Raw genomic sequence first — 19,009 nt, forward strand, 5'->3', positions numbered from 1 at the left:
AAGCGTGCACGCGTCGTCAATCCGCTGCCTCGGTTTCTTGCCCGAATGTTCGCTGGTAGGTTCGGGAAGTCCGCGGTCTTGCACATGCTCTTCACCGTGTCGGGCTCGCATCAGGTTCCCCATCGACAGTCGCTCCGGTTCCCCGGAGTGCAAAGGAGTGTTTGTGAGCCGCGCCTACAACTTTTCTTCAGGCCCCGGAGCGATTCCGGAACCCGTGCTGACGCAAGCCCGCGACGAGATGCTCGAATGGTCGAGCGCGCGCGCATCGGTGATGGAAATCAGCCATCGCGGCAAGCACTTCATCCAGCTCGCGGAGCAGGCCGAAGCCGACCTGCGCGCGCTGATGGCGATTCCGGCGAACTACAAGGTGCTGTTCCTGCAGGGCGGTGCGACCCAGCATTTCGCGCAGATCCCGATGAACTTCGGCGCCGCTGCCGGTGCCGACTACATCGTCACCGGCCAGTGGGGCCAGAAAGCCTCGAAGGAAGCCAAGCCCTATACGTCGGTGCACATCGCCGCCACGTCCGAAGCCGACAACTTCTTCAAGTTGCCGGCGCGTGCGGCATGGCAACTCGATGCGAGCGCAGCTTACGTGCACTACACGCCGAACGAGACCATTCAGGGCGTCGAGATCCATGACATCCCGGACGTGGGTTCGGTGCCGCTGTTCGCCGACATGTCCTCGAACATCCTGTCGAAACCCGTGGACGTGTCGAAATTCGGCCTGATCTACGCCGGTGCCCAGAAGAACATCGGTGCGTCGGGTCTGGTTGTGCTGATCGTGCGCGAAGACCTGTTGGCGCGATGCCCATCGAACATCGCCGGCATCTTCAACTACGCCGCGCATGCCAAGGATGGGTCGATGCTGAACACGCCGAACACCTTCGGCTGGTACCTGGCCGGCCTCACCTTCCAATGGTTGCAGCGCGAAGGCGGGCTGGTCGAAATGGGCCGCCGCAACGACGAGAAGGCCAAGAAGCTCTACGCCTACATCGATGCATCGGGTTTCTACAGCAATCCGATCGATCCGGCCGCACGCTCGCGCATGAACGTGCCGTTCCGTCTCGCCGACGAAAAGCTCGACGACGCCTTCCTCAAGGAGAGCGAAGCCGCCGGCCTGATGGCGCTGAAGGGACATCGATCGGTCGGCGGCATGCGCGCGAGCATCTACAACGCCATGCCGATGGCGGGCGTCGATGCGTTGATCGACTTCATGCGCGACTTCGCGCGTCGTAACGGTTGAGGTGGGCGCCATGTTCAAGATCAAGACCCTGAACAACATTTCGCAGAACGGCCTCAAGCGTTTGCCGACCGAGCGTTACCAGATCGTCGATGCGCTGGACGGCGCCGACGCGGTCCTGGTGCGTTCCGCCGACATGCATGCGATCGACATTCCAGCTTCCGTGCTCGCGATTGCACGCGCTGGTGCCGGCACCAACAACATCCCGATCGCGGCGATGTCGAAACGCGGCGTGCCGGTGTTCAATGCCCCGGGCGCGAACGCCAACGCAGTGAAGGAGCTGGTGCTCGCCGGCATGCTGCTGTCGGCGCGCAACATCGCCGACGCACTGGCGTTCTCTGCTTCGCTGCCTGCCGAAGGCGGTGAGGAATTGATGGAGAAGGAGAAGAAGCGCTTTGTCGGGTCCGAGCTGATTGGCCGCACGTTGGGCGTGATCGGACTCGGTGCGATCGGCGTGCGTGTCGCCAATGCCGCGCGCGCGCTCGGCATGCGCGTGATCGGCTTCGATCCGCACATGACCGTCGAAGGCGCCTGGGCGCTGTCCTCCGACGTGATCAAGGCCGGTTCGATGAACGAGGTCTATGCGGCTTCGGACTTCATCAGCTTCCACGTGCCGCTGAACGACGCCACGCGTGGTTCGTTCTCGCTGGCCTCGCTCGATGCCGTCAAGCCCGGCGTCGTGCTGCTGAACTTCTCGCGCGACGGCATCCTCGCGCACGACGCGATCAAGGCCGGCCTGGCCGATGGCCGCATCGGTCGCTACGTCACCGATTTCCCGAAGCCGGACTATCAAGGCAATCCTCGGGTGATCGGCCTGCCGCATCTCGGTGCCTCGACCGAGGAGGCGGAAGAGAACTGCGCCTTGATGGTGGTCGACCAGCTCAGGGAATTCCTGGAACACGGCAATGTCGTGAACAGCGTGAATTTCCCGACCACGCGCATGCATCGCACCGGCAAGGCACGCATCTGCGTCGCCAACGCGAACAAGCCGAACATGATCGGCCAGTTGTCGGCGACACTGGGCGCGGCTGGCATCAACATCGCGCAGATGCACAATGCGTCGCGGGGTGATCATGCCTACAACCTGGTCGATGTCGACAACGATGTCGGCCCGGAGGTGGTCGAGCACCTGCGTGCGATCGATGGTGTGCTGTCGGTGCGGGTCATCGCATGAGCGAGGGCGCGCCCAAGCCGAATCTGTCCGAGGTGCGGGCGCGCATCGACGCGATCGACGCCGCGATCCAGCAGCTGATTGCCGAACGCGCGAATTTTGCCCGCCAGGTCGGGCAAGCCAAGGGTCCGTTGAAGGCGGCAGTCGATTATTACCGGCCCGAGCGCGAGGCCCAGGTCTTGCGCATGGTCATCGCACGCAACCAGGGCCCGTTGTCGAACGAGGAAATGGTGCGGCTGTTCCGCGAGATCATGTCGGCCTGCCTGGCGCAGCAGGAGCCGCTGAAGATCGCGTTCCTCGGGCCTGAAGGCACGTTTTCGCAGCTTGCCGTGCACAAGCATTTCGGTCACTCGATCCATGGACTGCCACTCGGCACCATCGAGGAGGTGTTCCAGGAAGTCGAGGCCGGTCATGCCGATTTCGGCGTCGTGCCGGTCGAGAATTCGACCGAAGGCTCGGTGCACCCGACCCACGACATGTTCCTGACGTCGCCGCTGAAGATCTGCGGTGAAGTCGAGTTGCCGATCCATCAATACCTGCTGGCGAAGCAGGACGACCTTGCGCGCATCGAGCGCGTGTTTTCGCATCCGCAGTCGCTCGGGCAGACGCGCAACTGGCTGCGTACGCACCTGCCGAATGCCGAGCGCGTGCCGGTGTCGAGCAATGCCGAAGCAGCCCGGCGTGCGAAAGGGTCCGACGATTCGGCCGCCATCGCGGGCGAGGGTGCGGCGGGCGTCTACGACCTCAAGGTGCTGGCCGGCCCGATCGAGGATCGACCGGACAACACCTCGCGCTTCGTCGTGATCGGACGCGACATCTTTTCGCCGAGCGGCATCGACAAGACCTCGTTGATGCTGATCGCCAAGGACCAGCCCGGCGCGCTGTATCACCTGCTGGCACCCCTGGCGAAGCACGGCATCAGCATGACCCGCATCGAGTCTCGCCCGACCCGCCAGAAGAAGTGGCAGCACGCTTTCTTCATCGACGTGAACGGGCATGTCGAGGACGACAACATGAAGCAGGCGCTCGGTGAACTGGGGCCAGTCACCGACCAGCTGACCGTGTTGGGTTCATATCCGGTGGCGGTGCTGTCGGCATGAGTGGACGGCCCGATTTCGTCGCGCAGGCCATCGCGCCGCTGCGCAAACTGGTGCCTTACGATCCGGGCCACGATCTGCCGGCAATCCGCCGCCAGTTCGCCGGTCGTACGCTGGCCGAGCTCGGTTCGAACGAGAACCCGTGGGGCCCGTCGCCGCGGGTGCTCGAACGCTGCGCGCAGCTCGATGCCTCGACCTTGCTGCGTTATCCCGACCCGCTCGGGTTCGATCTGCGCCGTGCGCTCGCGGCACGGCTGGGCGTCGACGCCGACGAGATCGTGCTGGGCAATGGTTCGCATGAGTTGTTGATGCTGTTGGCGCAGGCCTTTGCCGGCCCGGGCGATCGGATCGTGTTCAGCGAATTCGGATTCGCGGTCTTTCCGATCTCGACGGCGACCGTCGGCGCGACGCCGGTGCGTGTGCCGGCGTTGCCGCTCGATCATCCGACTGCACCGCGCGGCCATGATCTCGATGCCATTGCGGCCGCGGTGACCGAGGACACCAAGCTCGTCTTCATCGCCAATCCGAACAACCCGACCGGTACCTGGTTCTCCCGCAGGGCCTTGGCGGACTTCATGACGAAGATTCCGGCGCATGTTCCGATCGTCGTCGACGAGGCCTATCACGAATACGTGACCGATCCGGACGTGGGTTCGGCCATCGAACTGCGAGCACGCTTCCCGAACGTCATCGTCACCCGCACGTTCTCCAAGGCCTATGGTCTGGCCGGACTGCGCGTCGGTTATCTGGTCGCCGCCGCGGACGGCTGCAACGTGCTGAACCGGGTGCGCGAATCGTTCAACGTCAACGGCGTCGCGCTGGCGCTTGCGGAAGCGGCACTGGCGGACCAGGCGCATGTTGCGTCGGTGCGGGCACGCACACAGGCGCAGGTCGCGGCGCTGAGTCACGAGATTCGCGGGTTGGATCTGTTCGTGCATCCGTCGCAGACGAACTTCGTGCTGGCCGATTTCGGCCGCGAAGCCGCGCCGATCGAGGCGAAGCTGCTGGCGCAGGGCGCCGTCGTGCGGCCGATGAAGGGCTATGGCCTGCCGACCTGTTTGCGCATCAACAACGGTACCGAAGCGGACGATACGCATCTGCTGGATTGCCTGAAGGAAGCCCTGCGATGAGTGGCGGCGGGTTGCAGTTCATCACCGGTCGTGCAGCGCCGTTGCGCGGGCGGATTCGCGTACCGGGCGACAAGTCGGTGTCGCATCGCGCCATCATGTTCGCAAGCCTGGCCGATGGGGTGTCGCGCATCACCGGCTTCCTCGAAGGCGAAGACACCCGCGCGACCGCGGCCGTATTCCGCGCGCTCGGCGTACGCATCGACGCGCCGAACGACGGCGAACGCATCGTCCATGGGGTCGGTGTCGATGGCCTGCGCAGTGCCGGGGCCACACTCGACTGCGGCAATGCCGGCACCGCGATGCGGCTGCTTGCCGGACTGCTGGCCGCACAACCGTTCGATTCGACCCTGATCGGCGACGCCTCGTTGTCGAAGCGGCCGATGCGGCGCGTGATCGAGCCGCTGGCCAGGATGGGGGCACGCATCGGAGCCGACGATGGCCTGCCGCCGCTGCGCGTCCTGGGCGGACTGCGGCTGAGTGGCATCGACTACACCTTGCCGGTCGCTTCCGCGCAGGTGAAATCGGCGCTGCTGCTGGCCGGTTTGTATGCCGACGGCGAGACCACGGTGCGCGAGCCGCATCCGACGCGCGACTACACCGAGTCGATGCTGCGCCAGTTCGGCGTCGTCATCGACTATGCGCCCGGGCACGCGACCTTGCGCGGCGGTCAGCGCCTGCGTGCAAGCAACGTCGACGTGCCGGCCGATTTTTCCTCGGCAGCGTTCTTTCTGGTAGCCGCCAGCATCGTGCCGGGTTCCGATCTGGTGCTCGAGGCGGTCGGCATGAACCCGCGCCGCACCGGACTGCTTGCCACCTTGCGCGACATGGGTGCCGACATCGCGGTGGAACGCGAAGCGGTGCAGGGCGGTGAGGCCGTCGCCGACCTGCGCGTTCGCCATGCCCAGCTGCGCGGCATCGAGGTTCCGGTCGAGCGCGTGCCGGACATGATCGACGAATTCCCGGCCCTGTTCGTGGCCGCGGCGTTGGCCGAAGGTCCGACCGTCGTGCGCGGCGCGGCGGAATTGCGCGTCAAGGAAAGCGATCGGCTTGCGACGATGAGCACGGCCTTGCGCAGTCTCGGGGCGCGCATCGACGAAACGCCCGATGGCGCCACGATTCATGGCGGTGCGGCGTTGATCGGAGGCCGTGTGCACGCCCGTGGCGACCATCGCATCGCGATGAGTGCCGCCATCGCCGGACAATGCGCTTCCGCGCCGGTCGTCGTTGACGACTGCGACAATGTCGCGACGTCGTTCCCCGGTTTCGTCGAACTGGCCACGGGTATCGGCATGCAACTGGCCGCCTCGCATCCCGGGTAGATATTGCCGTCGTCATGCATTCGACCTCGGTTATGCTGATCGTGAGGTCAGCGGAGAACAGGGAACGGCAATGGACGACGCGAACGAGCCGAACCCGGTGCCGCAGGCACCGCGCCCCTTCGTGATTCCTTGCCGTGACTTGACGTTCGAGGCACCGTGGCGCTGGCTTCGGCTGGGCTGGCGGGATCTGCGTCGAACGCCGGCCCTCAGTGCCATGTTCGGTGTCGTGATCGTGCTGGTCAGTGCCGCGATCTCGTGGCTGGCCTGGTCACTCGGGCGTTTCGCCTTGCTCGCCACGCTGCTGTCCGGGTTCGTTTACGTCGCGCCACTGATCGGGGTCGGCTTGTACTCGGTCAGTCGCGGGCTGCTGGCCCATCGCACCCCGAAGCTCGCCGATTCGTTCGTGATCGCGCGGCGCGTGCTTGGACATGCCGGCGTCTTCGCGCTGATCCAGATCGTCATCGTGCTGATCTGGTCGCGCTCGGGCATGATGATCACCGCATTCATCCCGGTGCAGGCAGGCGACACCGGGGCCCTGGCCGAATTCCTGCTGATCGGTTCGGCGGTCGGATCGATCTTCGCCGCCATCACCTTTGCCGTGACGGCGTTTTCCCTGCCGATGATCGCCGACCGCGACGTCGACATGGTCACCGCCTGCATCTCCAGCATCCATGCCGTGCTGCGCAACAAGTGGGTGCTGGCGGAATGGGCCGCGATCATCTGCGCATTGACCGCACTCGGTTTTGCCACCGCGCTGATCGGCCTTGGTCTGGTCATGCCCTGGCTGGCGTACGCGACCTTTCACGCCTATCGCGACACGATCGATGCGTCGGACTGGCCGCTGGTCTGAGCAGTTCGGATGGAACAGTCTGCCACTGCTCGGCGTGCGCGCCGCGGCGCGCCCTTGAGTAGACTCGACGGTGTTCGATTCCGGAGGTTGGATGCTTCGTCTGTGGCGATGTGCGATGTGGGTACTGGTCCTGCTGGTCGCCGGTGCGGCCGACGTCCGGGCCCAGCAGCCGCTGCTCTCGCAATTCCGCCCGGACCTGCGCGTCTATCCGCAATTCTTCACGCTGGCGCAGGGCGCCGACGGCGATCTCTACATCGGCGGCATCGATGGCGTGTTGCGTTACGACGGCGGTCGCTGGCATTGGCTGCCGATGCCCCGACCCGGTGCCGTGCGCGCACTTGCGGTGGACACCGAACGTCGCGTGTGGACGGGCGGCACTGACAGTTTCGGCTATATCGAACGCAACGGCAGCGGTGACGAGCACTACGTCGATCTCTCCGCGCTGTTCGCGGCCGATCTTCAAGGGCGCCGCTTCGCGGATGTCTGGCGTGTGCTGCTCGTGGGCGACGAAGTTTGGTTCCAGGCCCTGCATGATGTGTTCGTGGTGTCGCGTGCCGGCGAACGGCTTGGCTACTGGCATCACGACGGCCGCTTCGGCGCCATTGCCGACGTCGACGGCACCGTGTGGATGCAATGGCGCGGGCAGGGCTTGAAGCAACGCCGCGGCGACGGCTTCGAGATGCTGCCCGGCGGCGAACAGTTTGCGACCGCGCTGATCTACAACCTGTTTCCGCGCGGCGATGGTCGCGTGCTGGTGCACGATGTCGCGCCTTCGCTATGGCAATGGGAGGCCGGTCGTTTCGTTGACCTGACCACGCCGGAATTGGCCGCAAGCCTGACGCAGAGTGGCCTCGGCACGATGGTGGATGCCGGCCACGTCGTGCTGGCCGGCGCTGATGGCCAGGTCCGCGTCGTCGATGTCGACCGCCGCAGCGTCGAGCGGGTGCGGGTGAGCAGCAACTATCTCGCCGACGTAATGCAGGCGTCGGACGGCAGCCTGCTGGTCCTCGATATTTCCGGCGTGTCGCGGATGGATTGGCCGCCGCGCTGGCGCAGCCATGTCGAGTCCGCGGCTGCGATCAACGGCGTGTACACCTTGAACGACATCGATGGCGCGCTCTACGCCAGCACCTGGAACGGGGCCTTTCGCGCCACGTTGGGCGTGAAAGGCCTCGAGGTCGAACCCTTGAAGCTCACTCATCACGAGGCGTGGGCGTTCCATCGGCATGACGGGCAACTGCTGCTGGCGGATTCGCGGCAACTGTCGATCGTCGCGGAGGGCAGGGCACGTGCGGTGTCCGGTGACGACCTGTACCCACGGCAGTTCCTGGATGACCCCGTGGATGCGACGCTGCTCTGGCTCGGCACCGAACACGGGCCGGCCCTGATGCAGCGGGACGGCGACGGATACCGGCTGCGTCATCGCGATTTCTCCCTGGGCTGGCTGATCAACAGTCTGGTCGCCTTCGATGGTGCGATCTGGGTCGGCAGTGGCGAGCGGGGTGCACATCGCCTCGCACGTGCCGGCCTCGATGCCGATGCATTCGCGTTCCAGCCCGTCCGCAACGACATTGGGTTGCCAGCCGGTGCCGCGGAACCGGTACAGTTTTCGCTGTACGGCGGCCACTTGTACGCCAGTCTGCGCGAGGGCCTGTTCCGCTATGCGGATGGTCGCTTCCATGCCGACGATGTGTCCGGACTGGACGCCCTGCTCGACGAAGGTGAGCTGGTCAGTTTCCGCGAAGCGCCGGATGGCGGCGGCTGGGCGTTCAGCTATCACAGCGTCTATCGACGCGGCGGCGACGGTCGGTGGTCGCTGTCCCTGCTCGGCGGGCTGCATACGGGGGCGATCTACGACCTGCTGCCGCGTGCCGGCGGCGAAGCCTGGATCGGCGCCGAAACCGGATTGCTGCAACATCGCGATGCCGAAGTGCCGCTGCCCGCGCCAGCCACGCGCCCGGTGCAGCCGCGGATCGCCGCGGCGCGCGTGCTTCGTGCGGCGGGACATTCAACGTCCTTGCCCTTGAACGAACCGGCAGTGCTGCAACTGGACGGCGGCAGTCTGGAATTCGAATTCGCCTATCCGCGGCTGGATGGCGTGGGGGTCAGCGAGTTCCAGTTTTCGATCGACCCGGCCGGACGCGAATGGTCGCCGTGGCGCAATCGCGCCAGCGCCGCGTTCTTCGCGTTGCCGCCGGGCGACTACCGCCTGCGCCTGCGGGCACGCAGCCGCTATGGCGCGGCGGTAGAAGCCGATCCGTTTGCCTTCACCCTGGTGCCGCGCTGGTATCAGCGCGCATGGTTCTGGCCGCTGCTGGTGTTCACGGTCGGCGGCGTGGTCGCCCTGGCGCTGATCCAGCGGCAACGCCGCAAGGTACGCAGCCTGCGCGAACTGAACCGGCAACTCGATGCGCTGGTGCACGCCCGCACCCAGGAACTGGAACTGGCCAATGTGCAACTGCGCAGCCTTGCCGACAGTGACGGCTTGACGGGGTTGTCGAATCGTCGGCACTTCGATCTGGTGTTCGGCCAGTTGATGCAGCGCGCGAGCGAGCGCAACGAACCCGTCAGCCTGCTGCTGCTCGATGTCGATCACTTCAAGCATTACAACGATCATCATGGCCACCAGGCCGGCGACGACATCCTGCGCACCCTGGCACTGGCGATGCGCGAATCGGTGCGGCCCGACACCCTGGTCGCACGTTACGGCGGTGAGGAATTCGCGGTGCTGGCGCCGCATTGCGATGCCGCGCAGGCGCATGAAATCGCTCAGCGCATCCGCACCCGACTGGCGACGCGGCTCGGCGGTGTCACGGTCAGCATCGGCATCGCCACACGGGTCGGCGCTTCAGGGGAAGACGGCGGCGTGCTCATCGCGCGCGCCGATGCGGCCTTGTATCGCGCCAAGCACAACGGTCGGGACCGCATCGAGACCGACTCGGCGGCACTTGCGTGAGCGTCAGTTCGACTTCTGGCTGAAGGCGACGCTGCCAAGAATCAAGGTTGCGGCGACTGCCATCGGCAACGTCAGCGGCTCGCCCAACAACAGCCAGGCCCAGGCCACCGCGAACAGCGGCACCAGGTAGGTCACGGTCACCGCGCGCGCCGCACCGATGCGAACGATCAGCCGATAGTAGATCGCATAGGCCGCACCGGTGCAGAGCGCACCCAGCGCCAGCGTCGACAGCCAGGCCTTGGTCGACGGCACGACCTCCGGCCAATGACTGATCGCGAACGGCAGCAGTTCCAGGCTGGCGCAACTCAGGGTGACGGCAGCGACGGCGATCGGGGGCATGCCCACCAGTTGCTTGCGCACCAGGTTTGCGCCGATGCCATACAGCAGCGCGGCTCCGGTGCCTGCCGCGACCGCCAGTCCGATGCTGGCGCCCGCGGTCTTGGCGCTGGCCAGCACGATCACTCCGGCGAAACCCGCCAGCAAGGCGACCGCGCGACGAATGCCGATCTTCTCGCCGAAAAATAGAAAAGCGATCAGGGCCGTGAACAGCACCGCCATGCTGTTGCAGATCGCCCCGATGCCGGCCGGCGCGCGTTGCGCCGCGTAGGCGAACAAGGCAAAGGGCACCGCCGAATTGATCGCGCCCAGCAGCGCCAGCATCGGCCAGACCCGCGCCGGGAAACTGTGCCGCGCACGCCACAGGAACGGCAGCAACACGGCAGCGCCGAGCGCCAGTCGCAGTTCGGCCAGCGCCAAGGCACCGAATTCCGGCGCTGCGACGCGCTGGAACATGAAGCTCGCGCCCCAGATCGCGCCAAGCAGGGTCAATTCGAACAGGCTCAGCCAGTCGCGGGCAGGCGCATCCAGGGCACGGGCAGTCGTCGCATTCATCTCGTCACGAAATCAAGTTGGGGCTGGACTGCATTGTCGCGATTGCTGCATGCACCGCAAACGCGTACTTTCGTGGTCAGACACGAATCAAATTTGAGGCTGGCATGACGCAACGCACGGAGTTTCTTTCGGCACTGGCAGCGTTCGAATCGGCCGCAAGGCACCAGAACTTCGCGCGCGCCGGCTCCGAATTGCACCTCACCGCCAGCGCCGTCAGCCATCACGTGCGCAAGCTCGAAGCGCGCCTTGGCGTCGCGCTGTTCCAGCGGCATGCGCGCGGCGTGTCCTTGACCGCAGAAGGGCGCCGGCTCGCCGATTCCGCCAGCAGCGCGATGGCCGACATGGAAGGTGTGGCTGCGGCACTGGCCAGCACGCCGGGTGAGCGCGAACGCGTACGCATCAGCACCTTGCACTCGTTGACCTATGCCTGGCTGATGCCGCGCCTGCCGGACTTTGCCCGGCGCCATCCGGAGGTGCGACTCGGCATCGATACCGAAATCGGGCTCACGCGCTTCGACGACGGCGGTGCCGACCTCGCGATCCGCCATGGTCCGGGCCATTGGCCCGGCCTGACGGCACACCATCTGATGGACGACGCGCTATTCCCGGTTGCGTCGCCCGCGTTCCTCGCCCGGCATCCGCTGTCGGATGCGGCGGGCATCGCAGCCCTGCCATTGATTCACGATCTCGCACGACAGGGTTGGCATGACTGGTTCCGGGCCGCGGGGGTGGCGCTCGCCCGGATCGACGAGCGCTTCGTGTTCAGCGACAGCACCGACGCGCTGGAAGCGGCAGCGCAAGGCCTAGGGGTCGCATTGGCGCGCAAAAAGATCGTCGCTCCCGATCTCGCCGCCGGTCGCCTGATCGCGCTGGTCGGTCCACGCTTGCCGACGCGCTGGCAGTACTACGTCGTCTATCCGGCCCATCGCCGCCTGCGGCCGCCGGCGCAACAGTTCGTCGACTGGCTGCTTACACAGCGCTGATCATGGCAAGTGCTCGGCCGCCACGACGCGATTGCGACCGCCACGCTTGGCCGCGTAAAGGGCCGAATCGGCTCGGCCAACCAAAGTCGCCGGCGCCGTATCGGCGGTGGCGTCGCGCATGGCGACACCGATACTGAGCGTGACTCGCCCTGGCGCGCTGTGTGCGTGCGGAAGCGCGCGCGCCTCGACCGCGATACGCAGGCGTTCCGCCAGCATCATGGCGTCGGCGATCGTGCTGCCGGCGAGCACCACCGCAAATTCCTCGCCGCCGTAACGGGCCAGCGTCGCGTCGGTCGTGCCGATCGATTCGGCCAGGGCCGCAGCGACTTCGCGCAGGCACTGATCGCCGGCGAGATGGCCATAGCCATCGTTGTAGGACTTGAAGTGATCGATATCGATCATCAGCAGCGCGGTGCGCAGGTCCGATACTTGCGCGGCCGACCAGGCCTCGCTGAGCGCGGCATCGAAACGGCGACGGTTGGCGATACCGGTCAGGCCGTCCCGTTGCGCCTGCTGTTCCATCACGCGATAAGCGTCGCGAAGTTGCGCGTTCGCGGTTTCCAGCCGTTGCAGCAGGTCGGCGGCATGCAGGGCGCCGCTGATCTGCGCCGCCACGGTCTCAAGCAGGTCGCGCTGGCCGCGGAAGGCGTCGAGTCGCAAGCTCTCGACATTCAGCGCCGCCAGCACCCGACCATCATGGATGATCGGCACGCACAATTCCGAACGTGTGCCGCCGAGGGTGTCGATCACCAGCGGATGCCCGCGCGTATCCGGAATGTCGACGGTTTCGCCGCTCACCGCGACATGCCCGACCACGCCGGAACCGAGCGCGCGGCGGTAACCAACCTGGACGTCACTGTCGATCGATGCGTGCACGGCATCGCAGACGAATTCGCCGCGCTGATGATCGATGCCGGCAAAGGCGATGAATTCCCAGCCGAACTCGGCGTTCAATGCGTCGACAATGCGCTGAAGCATCGGCCGCAAGGCCATGTCCTGAAGGGCAATGCGCGAGATCCGGTTGAGCGCGGCAAGCTGTCGCAGCACTTCTTCGGCGGAAGCACTCATGACCCCGCCTTGGTCGCGAACCGCCGCCACAGGAATGCAGCCGTCAATTCGACCCCGAGCTTGATCAACCCGAACAGTTTCAGGATCGCTTGCGGCGACTGCGCCGACAGGGCCAGCCAGCCGCCACCGATGACGATCGCATGCAACACCAGCACGCGCGCGTAGGGCTCGGCCATCAATCGTCCCGGCGTGGTGCGCGTCCAGCCCTGGCTTGCCCGCCAATCGACGCGATACCCCCATGAATGAATGGCCGCAATGACCAGTGCCGACAGCCACCAGGCCTGTCCCTGTTGCCAGAGTCCGCCCATCACCAGACCGAAGAACACCAGCACCAGCAGTCCGTGCACGGCCGTGAAGATGCCGTAGTGCAGCGCGAAGAAACTGCTCAGTGCGAACGCTTCGCGCGGGCTATCGGCATGGGCCTCGGCATCGCGCAGTTTCCGGAACTGGACGATGCCCGTACACAGGTTTTCGAACCAGTACAGACCCAGCACGGCGAACACGTCCCACCAGCCGAGCCAGATCGGCACCAGGGTCGCGAGATTCCAGAGCAGGATCAGCACGTAGGCCATGCCCGATCGTAGCGAACCCGCTTAGTATCCGCAGTCAGGCTGATCGGGAAGGGCACATGCTGCAGGCGTTTTTCGGCTTCAAGGAACACCGCACCACGATTCGCACCGAGGTGTTGGCCGGACTGACCACGTTCCTGACCATGGCCTACATCATCTTCGTGAACCCGGACATCCTGTCGGTCACCGGCATGCCGCGCGAATCGGTATTCGTCGCGACCTGCCTGGCCGCCGCGATCGGTTCGCTGGTGATGGGCTTGTATGCGAATTATCCGATTGCGATGGCACCGGGCATGGGCATCAATGCCTACTTCGCGTTCGTGGTCTGCGGCACGCTCGGCTACGCCTGGCAGACCGCACTCGGTGCGGTCTTCATTTCCGGCCTGCTGTTCGTCCTGGTCAGCCTGTTCCGCCTGCGCGAATGGATCGTCAACGCCATCCCGCGCTCGCTGAAGCTCGCGATCTCGGCCGGCATCGGACTGTTCCTGGCCCTGATCGGGATGAAGAATGCCGGTATCGTGGTCGCGGATCCGGCGACCTATCTGAGGCTCGGTGATTTGCACGCGCCTGCGCCCTTGTTCGCGATCGCCGGACTGGTGCTGATCGTGGCGCTGGAAGCGCGCAAGGTGACCGGCGGCGTGATCCTCGGAATTCTGGCAGTCACGATTGCGTCGGTCGGGTCCGGGTTCAGTGCGTTCGGGGGCGTGTTCGCGATGCCGCCTTCACTGGCACCGACCCTGTTGCAGCTCGACATCCGCGGCGCCCTGGACGTCGGCCTGGTCAGCGTGGTGATGACGTTCTTCTTGGTCGAATTGTTCGATGCCACCGGCACCCTGATTGGTGTCAGTCATCGCGCCGGACTGCTCGACGCCGACGGCAAGCTGCCGCGGCTGAAACGCGCGCTGCTGGCCGATTCGACCGCCATCGTCGCCGGCAGCCTGCTCGGGACCTCGTCGACCACCGCCTACATCGAGAGTGCCGCCGGCACCGCGGTCGGCGGACGCACCGGCCTGACCGCGGTCGTCGTGGCGATCCTGTTCCTGCTCGCCCTGTTCCTGGCGCCACTGGCCGGTACCGTACCGGCCTACGCGACGGCACCGGCGCTGATCTATGTCGCGATCCTGATGACCCGTGGGCTCGCCGAGATCGACTGGCACGACCTCACGGAAACGGCGCCGGCCGTGCTCTGTGCCCTGGCGATGCCGTTCACGTTCTCGATCGCGCACGGCATTGCCTTTGGCTTCGTCAGTTATGCCCTGATCAAGTTGCTGGCCGGCCGCGGGCGCGATGTGCCGGTCGCGGTCTGGATCATCGCAGCGGTGTTCGTCGCCAAGTTCGCGTGGCTGGGGTGAGTGCTTCGGTCAACGTGCTGATCGTCGGGGCGGGCTTCGGTGGTCTCGCGATGGCGCGGGAACTCGATCGAATGGGCATGAACGATTACCTGATCGTGGAGAAGGCCGATTCGGTCGGCGGCACCTGGCGCGACAACACCTATCCCGGCGCCGCCTGCGACGTGCCCTCGCATCTGTATTCGCTGTCGTTCGCGCCGAATCCGTACTGGTCGCGACTGTTTCCTCGCCAGGGCGAAATCCGCGCACACATGCAGGACATCGCAACGCCCTGGATGGCGCGCGGCAAGTTTCGTTTCGGCTGGGCCGTGACCGCGTTGCGATGGCGATCGGACCGGAAGATCTGGCAGGTCTCGAACTCCCGAGGCGACTGCATCGACGCACGCATCGTGGTCGCGGCGATGGGCGGCTTGCATGTCCCGAACTGGCCCGACCTTCCCGGTCGCGAATCCTTCGCTGGCCGACATTGCCACAGCGCGCGCTGGGACCCTTCGATCGACTTCGCCGGCCAGCGCGTCGGCGTGATCGGGACCGGCACCAGCGCGATCCAGTTGATCCCCGAACTGGCCAAGACTGCGGGGCGGTTGACCGTGTTCCAGCGGACGCCGGTGTGGGTGTTGCCACGTCCGGATGTCGCGATTCCGTCCTGGCTGCAACGCCTGTTCGCGCGCCTGCCGCCCTTGCGCCTGGCGTTTCGCGCAGCGCTGTATCTGCAACTGGAGTTGCTGTCGCTGACCTTGCTGAAGCCGCGCACGGCGTTCTGGGCGCGATGGCTGGCGCGGCGGCATCTGCGTCGACAGATCCCGGACACCACCGTGCGCAGCGCGCTGCAGCCGGATTATCCGATCGGCTGCAAGCGAATCGCCTTATCCAGCGACTACTACCCGGCATTGCAACGGGCAAACGTGCATCTCGACAGCGCCGCCATCGCCGCGATCGAGCCGGGCGGCATGCGCATGGCCGATGGCCGGCACGTGGCACTCGACGTGCTGGTCTATGCCACCGGGTTCCGGCCAATGGACGTGCTTGCGGCCGTGCAGGTCGAAGGCGAGGGCGGTGCATCGCTCGACCGTGTGTGGTCGGAACGGCCGTGCACGGCAAACGGCGTCGCCGTTCCCGGATTTCCGAACCTGTTCTTCCTGCTCGGACCGAATACCGCGCTCGGACACAATTCGGTCCTGTACATGATCGAGTCGCAGACCCGCCACATCGCGACGCTGCTCCGGGACATGCGCCGGAAACGCGCCACCCGGATCGACGCAACGCCTGCAGCCATGACGCGCTTCATCGCCGACATCGACCGTGCCTTTCCAGGCACCGCCTGGGCAGGTGGTTGCAGGAGTTGGTACCTGGACGCCAAGGGCCGCAACATCGCGCTCTGGGTCGGGCCCGCGATCGGTTATCGCTGGCGACTGTGGCGGGCGCGGCATCGCGACTACATCATCGACTGACCTGACCGCACGGTGCTGGTCCTACAATAGGCGCTGGAACCAGATATTTCGGAGCGGGCGCATGGACAAGGCAGGGATTCCGGTCGTGACGATCGACGGCCCGAGTGGCTCGGGCAAAGGCACGATCTCGCGTGCGCTGGCCGAACGCCTGGGCTGGCATTTTCTCGACAGTGGCGCGCTGTACCGGGCCGTCGGCCTGGCCGCGAGCTGGGCCGACATCGACCTGAATGACGACGATGCACTGGCCCGATGCGCTGCCGAGACTTCGGTGCAATTCGTTGATCGCAAAGGAGATGACCCGCTGGTCTTCGTCAATGGCGTGGAATCCAGCAGCGATCTGCGGACCGAACTGGCGGGCGCTACCGCCTCAGCCATCGCCGCGGTTCCGGCGGTGCGCGCCGCCTTGGTCGACAAGCAGCGCTCGTTCCGTCAAGCGCCCGGACTGGTCGCCGACGGCCGCGATATGGGCACCGTCATCTTCCCGGAGGCGGTGATCAAGGTGTTTCTGACCGCCAGCGCCGACGAGCGCGCCGAGAGGCGGTATAAGCAGTTGAAGCAAAAGGGCTTCGAAGTTACACTCTCCACCCTTTTGCGCGAGATTCTCGCGCGGGACGCCCGTGACGCCGAGCGTCCGGTGGCACCGCTCAAGCCCGCATCCGATGCGATCCTGATCGATACCACCGGCATCGGTATCGATGAGGTGGTGGATCGCGTGTTGGCCCAGGTTCTCGCGAACCCGTACTGACTGCGGCGCACCCCCGACTTGGTGCAGGCGTGGTCCCGGCTCCGTCCGGGGTATTCGCAACGGCGGCAACGCCATCACCCAAGCCGGACGTGGTCCGCGCCGCGGTCCGTCAGATTTCTCCAACTGGAACCCAACATGACCGAAAGTTTTGCCGAACTGTTTGAAATGAGCCAGAACGCGCTGTCGCGTCTGAAGCCGGGCAGCATCGTGACCGGCGTCGTCGTCGAAGTGCGCACCGACGTGGTCGTCATCCACGCCGGACTGAAGTCCGAGGGCATTGTCCCGATCGAGCAGTTCAGGAACGACCTGGGCGAAATCGACGTGGCCGTGGGCGACGAAGTCAAGGTCGCGCTCGACTCGCTGGAAAACGGATTTGGCGAAACCGTGCTGTCGCGCGAGAAGGCCAAGCGCTCGATGGTCTGGGACGAACTGGAGAAGGCGCTGGAAGCCAACGCCACCGTCAACGGTCGCATCAGCGGCAAGGTCAAGGGCGGTTTCACCGTCGACATCCGCGATGTGCGTGCGTTCCTGCCGGGTTCGCTGGTCGATGTGCGCCCGGTGCGCGACACCAGCTACCTCGAAGGCAAGGAACTGGAATTCAAGATCATCAAGCTCGATCGCAAGCGCAACAACGTCGTGGTCTCGCGCCGCGCCGTGGTGGAAAGCGAATTCAGCGCGGAACGCGAACAGCTGATGGAACGCCTGCAGGAGAACGCGGTCGTCAAGGGTGTCGTCAAGAACCTCACCGATTACGGTGCGTTCGTCGATCTCGGCGGCATCGATGGTCTGCTGCACATCACCGACATGGCCTGGAAGCGCGTGCGTCATCCGTCCGAAGTGGTCGAAGTCGGCCAGGAACTGGAAGTGCGCGTGCTCAAGTTCGACCGCGAGCGCAACCGCGTGTCGCTCGGCCTCAAGCAGCTCGGTGAAGATCCCTGGGTCAACATCGCCCGCCGTTATCCGTCCAGCGCCCGCATCTTCGGCAAGGTCAGCAACGTCACCGATTACGGCTGCTTCGTCGAGCTGGAACCGGGCGTCGAAGGCCTGGTCCATGTCTCGGAAATGGACTGGACCAACAAGAACGTCAACCCGGGCAAGATGGTCCAGGTCGGCGACGAAGCCGAAGTCATGGTGCTGGATGTCGATGAAGAGCGTCGCCGCATTTCGCTCGGCATGAAGCAGTGCACCAGCAATCCGTGGGAAACCTTTGCCGCCATGAACAAGAAGGGCGACAAGGTCTCCGGCACGATCAAGTCGATCACCGACTTCGGCGTGTTCATCGGTCTGGACGGCGGCATCGACGGCCTCATCCACCTGTCCGACATTTCGTGGCAGGGCACCGGCGAAGACCTCGTGCGCAACTTCAAGAAGGGTGAAAACCTGGATGCAGTCGTGCTCGCAGTCGACCCGGAGCGCGAGCGCATCTCGCTCGGCATCAAGCAGCTCGAACAGGATCCGTTCGCCTCGTTCATGGCGAACAATCCGCGCGGCAGCATCATCAAGGGCAATGTCCGCGAAGTCGATGCACGCGGTGCCACGATCGACCTCGGCGAAGGCGTCGAGGGCTATCTGCGCGCCAACGACATCGCCAAGGAGCGCATCGAGGACGCGACCACGCGTCTGAAGGTGGGCGACGAAGTCGAAGCCAAGTTCATCGGCATGGACCGCAAGGGCCGTACGCTGCAACTCTCGATTCGCGCCAAGGACGAGCAGGAACTGGCCGACACGCTGGCCGACTATCAGTCGGCTGCGGGCGGTACGACCAAGCTCGGTGCGCTGCTCAAAGAGCAGATGCGCAACAAGTAAGTTCTGCGCGCCGCCGGCAGCGACCCTGCCGGCGGCGCGTTTTTCGTATCTTCCGTTTCTGGTGTCCGGACCGTTATGACGAAATCCGAACTGATCGAAGCCATGGCGCGTCGCCAGATCCACCTCGCGCACCATGACGTCGAGCTCGGCGTCAAGGAAATCCTCGAATATGTGAGTCAGTCGCTGGCGACCGGCGAACGCATCGAGATCCGCGGCTTCGGCAGCTTTTCCCTGCATTTCCGCCCGCCGCGCGTCGGCCGCAATCCCAAGACCGGCGACTCCGTCGCGCTGCCCGGCAAGTACGTCCCGTACTTCAAGCCCGGCAAGGAATTGCGTGACCGCGTGAACGGCATCGTTTCCAACGACGACGGCAACGACTGAGAC

The 19,009-nt window shown here is 65.3% G+C and carries 16 protein-coding genes; 13 read left to right on the plus strand and 3 right to left on the minus strand.

The features are described from left to right. Nucleotides 1-163 precede the first annotated feature (163 nt). The 7 genes from serC to IPP28_11335 all read left to right on the plus strand — a co-directional run bounded on the left by serC (nucleotide 164) and on the right by IPP28_11335 (nucleotide 9,763). On the plus strand, nucleotides 164-1,243 hold the full coding sequence (serC, locus tag IPP28_11305; protein MBL0041605.1) for a 3-phosphoserine/phosphohydroxythreonine transaminase: 1,080 nt from the start codon (nucleotides 164-166) through the stop codon (nucleotides 1,241-1,243). A gap of 10 nt (nucleotides 1,244-1,253) precedes the next feature. Continuing rightward, nucleotides 1,254-2,414 (plus strand): phosphoglycerate dehydrogenase, encoded by a 1,161-nt coding sequence (locus IPP28_11310; protein MBL0041606.1) that lies wholly within the window; start codon nucleotides 1,254-1,256, stop codon nucleotides 2,412-2,414. After that, nucleotides 2,411-3,511 carry a prephenate dehydratase gene (pheA, locus tag IPP28_11315; protein ID MBL0041607.1) on the plus strand — a complete coding sequence of 367 codons (1,101 nt, stop codon included), beginning with the start codon at nucleotides 2,411-2,413 and terminating at the stop codon, nucleotides 3,509-3,511. Before IPP28_11310 ends, pheA begins: the two co-directional genes overlap by 4 nt. After that, nucleotides 3,508-4,638 carry a histidinol-phosphate transaminase gene (locus IPP28_11320; protein ID MBL0041608.1) on the plus strand — a complete coding sequence of 377 codons (1,131 nt, stop codon included), beginning with the start codon at nucleotides 3,508-3,510 and terminating at the stop codon, nucleotides 4,636-4,638. The genes pheA and IPP28_11320 overlap by 4 nt, the downstream gene beginning before the upstream one ends. Beyond that, the gene (gene aroA, locus IPP28_11325) at nucleotides 4,635-5,957 is read left to right on the plus strand and encodes a 3-phosphoshikimate 1-carboxyvinyltransferase (protein ID MBL0041609.1); all 1,323 of its coding nucleotides are present in this window, start codon (nucleotides 4,635-4,637) and stop codon (nucleotides 5,955-5,957) included. The genes IPP28_11320 and aroA overlap by 4 nt, the downstream gene beginning before the upstream one ends. Before the next feature lie 70 nt (nucleotides 5,958-6,027). Continuing rightward, nucleotides 6,028-6,807, plus strand: a complete 780-nt coding sequence (locus IPP28_11330) for a DUF2189 domain-containing protein (protein ID MBL0041610.1) — start codon at nucleotides 6,028-6,030, stop codon at nucleotides 6,805-6,807. A 91-nt stretch (nucleotides 6,808-6,898) separates the two neighbouring features. Continuing rightward, the gene (locus IPP28_11335; protein ID MBL0041611.1) at nucleotides 6,899-9,763 is read left to right on the plus strand and encodes a GGDEF domain-containing protein; all 2,865 of its coding nucleotides are present in this window, start codon (nucleotides 6,899-6,901) and stop codon (nucleotides 9,761-9,763) included. Between the two features lie 3 nt (nucleotides 9,764-9,766). On the opposite strand, the gene IPP28_11340 is transcribed toward IPP28_11335, so the two are convergent. Beyond that, a complete protein-coding gene (locus IPP28_11340) occupies nucleotides 9,767-10,654 on the minus strand; it encodes a DMT family transporter (protein MBL0041612.1) in 888 nt (295 codons plus the stop codon). Between the two features lie 104 nt (nucleotides 10,655-10,758). On the opposite strand from IPP28_11340, the gene IPP28_11345 reads away from it, so the two are divergent. After that, nucleotides 10,759-11,637: a LysR family transcriptional regulator gene (locus IPP28_11345; GenBank protein MBL0041613.1), complete on the plus strand. Its 879-nt coding sequence runs from the start codon at nucleotides 10,759-10,761 to the stop codon at nucleotides 11,635-11,637. On the opposite strand, the gene IPP28_11350 is transcribed toward IPP28_11345, so the two are convergent. Both IPP28_11350 and IPP28_11355 read right to left on the minus strand, forming a co-directional pair. Beyond that, a complete protein-coding gene (locus IPP28_11350; GenBank protein ID MBL0041614.1) occupies nucleotides 11,638-12,705 on the minus strand; it encodes a sensor domain-containing diguanylate cyclase in 1,068 nt (355 codons plus the stop codon). Further along, entirely contained in the window at nucleotides 12,702-13,277 is a 576-nt protein-coding gene (locus IPP28_11355; GenBank protein MBL0041615.1) for a hypothetical protein, read from the minus strand. Before IPP28_11355 ends, IPP28_11350 begins: the two co-directional genes overlap by 4 nt. 56 nt (nucleotides 13,278-13,333) lie before the next feature. Between IPP28_11355 and IPP28_11360 the strand changes: the two genes are divergently transcribed. From IPP28_11360 to IPP28_11380, 5 genes are all read left to right on the plus strand, one after another. Then, entirely contained in the window at nucleotides 13,334-14,626 is a 1,293-nt protein-coding gene (locus IPP28_11360; GenBank protein MBL0041616.1) for an NCS2 family permease, read from the plus strand. A 50-nt stretch (nucleotides 14,627-14,676) separates the two neighbouring features. Further along, a complete protein-coding gene (locus IPP28_11365; GenBank protein ID MBL0041617.1) occupies nucleotides 14,677-16,074 on the plus strand; it encodes an NAD(P)/FAD-dependent oxidoreductase in 1,398 nt (465 codons plus the stop codon). 61 nt (nucleotides 16,075-16,135) lie between these two features. Beyond that, on the plus strand, nucleotides 16,136-16,819 hold the full coding sequence (locus tag IPP28_11370; protein ID MBL0041618.1) for a (d)CMP kinase: 684 nt from the start codon (nucleotides 16,136-16,138) through the stop codon (nucleotides 16,817-16,819). 135 nt (nucleotides 16,820-16,954) lie between these two features. Further along, nucleotides 16,955-18,625: a 30S ribosomal protein S1 gene (gene rpsA / locus IPP28_11375; GenBank protein MBL0041619.1), complete on the plus strand. Its 1,671-nt coding sequence runs from the start codon at nucleotides 16,955-16,957 to the stop codon at nucleotides 18,623-18,625. Nucleotides 18,626-18,700: 75 nt separating this feature from the next. Beyond that, on the plus strand, nucleotides 18,701-19,006 hold the full coding sequence (locus tag IPP28_11380) for an integration host factor subunit beta (GenBank protein MBL0041620.1): 306 nt from the start codon (nucleotides 18,701-18,703) through the stop codon (nucleotides 19,004-19,006). Nucleotides 19,007-19,009 lie beyond the last annotated feature (3 nt).

This window comes from Lysobacterales bacterium, assembly GCA_016721845.1.
Taxonomy (GTDB): Bacteria; Pseudomonadota; Gammaproteobacteria; order Xanthomonadales; family Ahniellaceae; genus JADKHK01.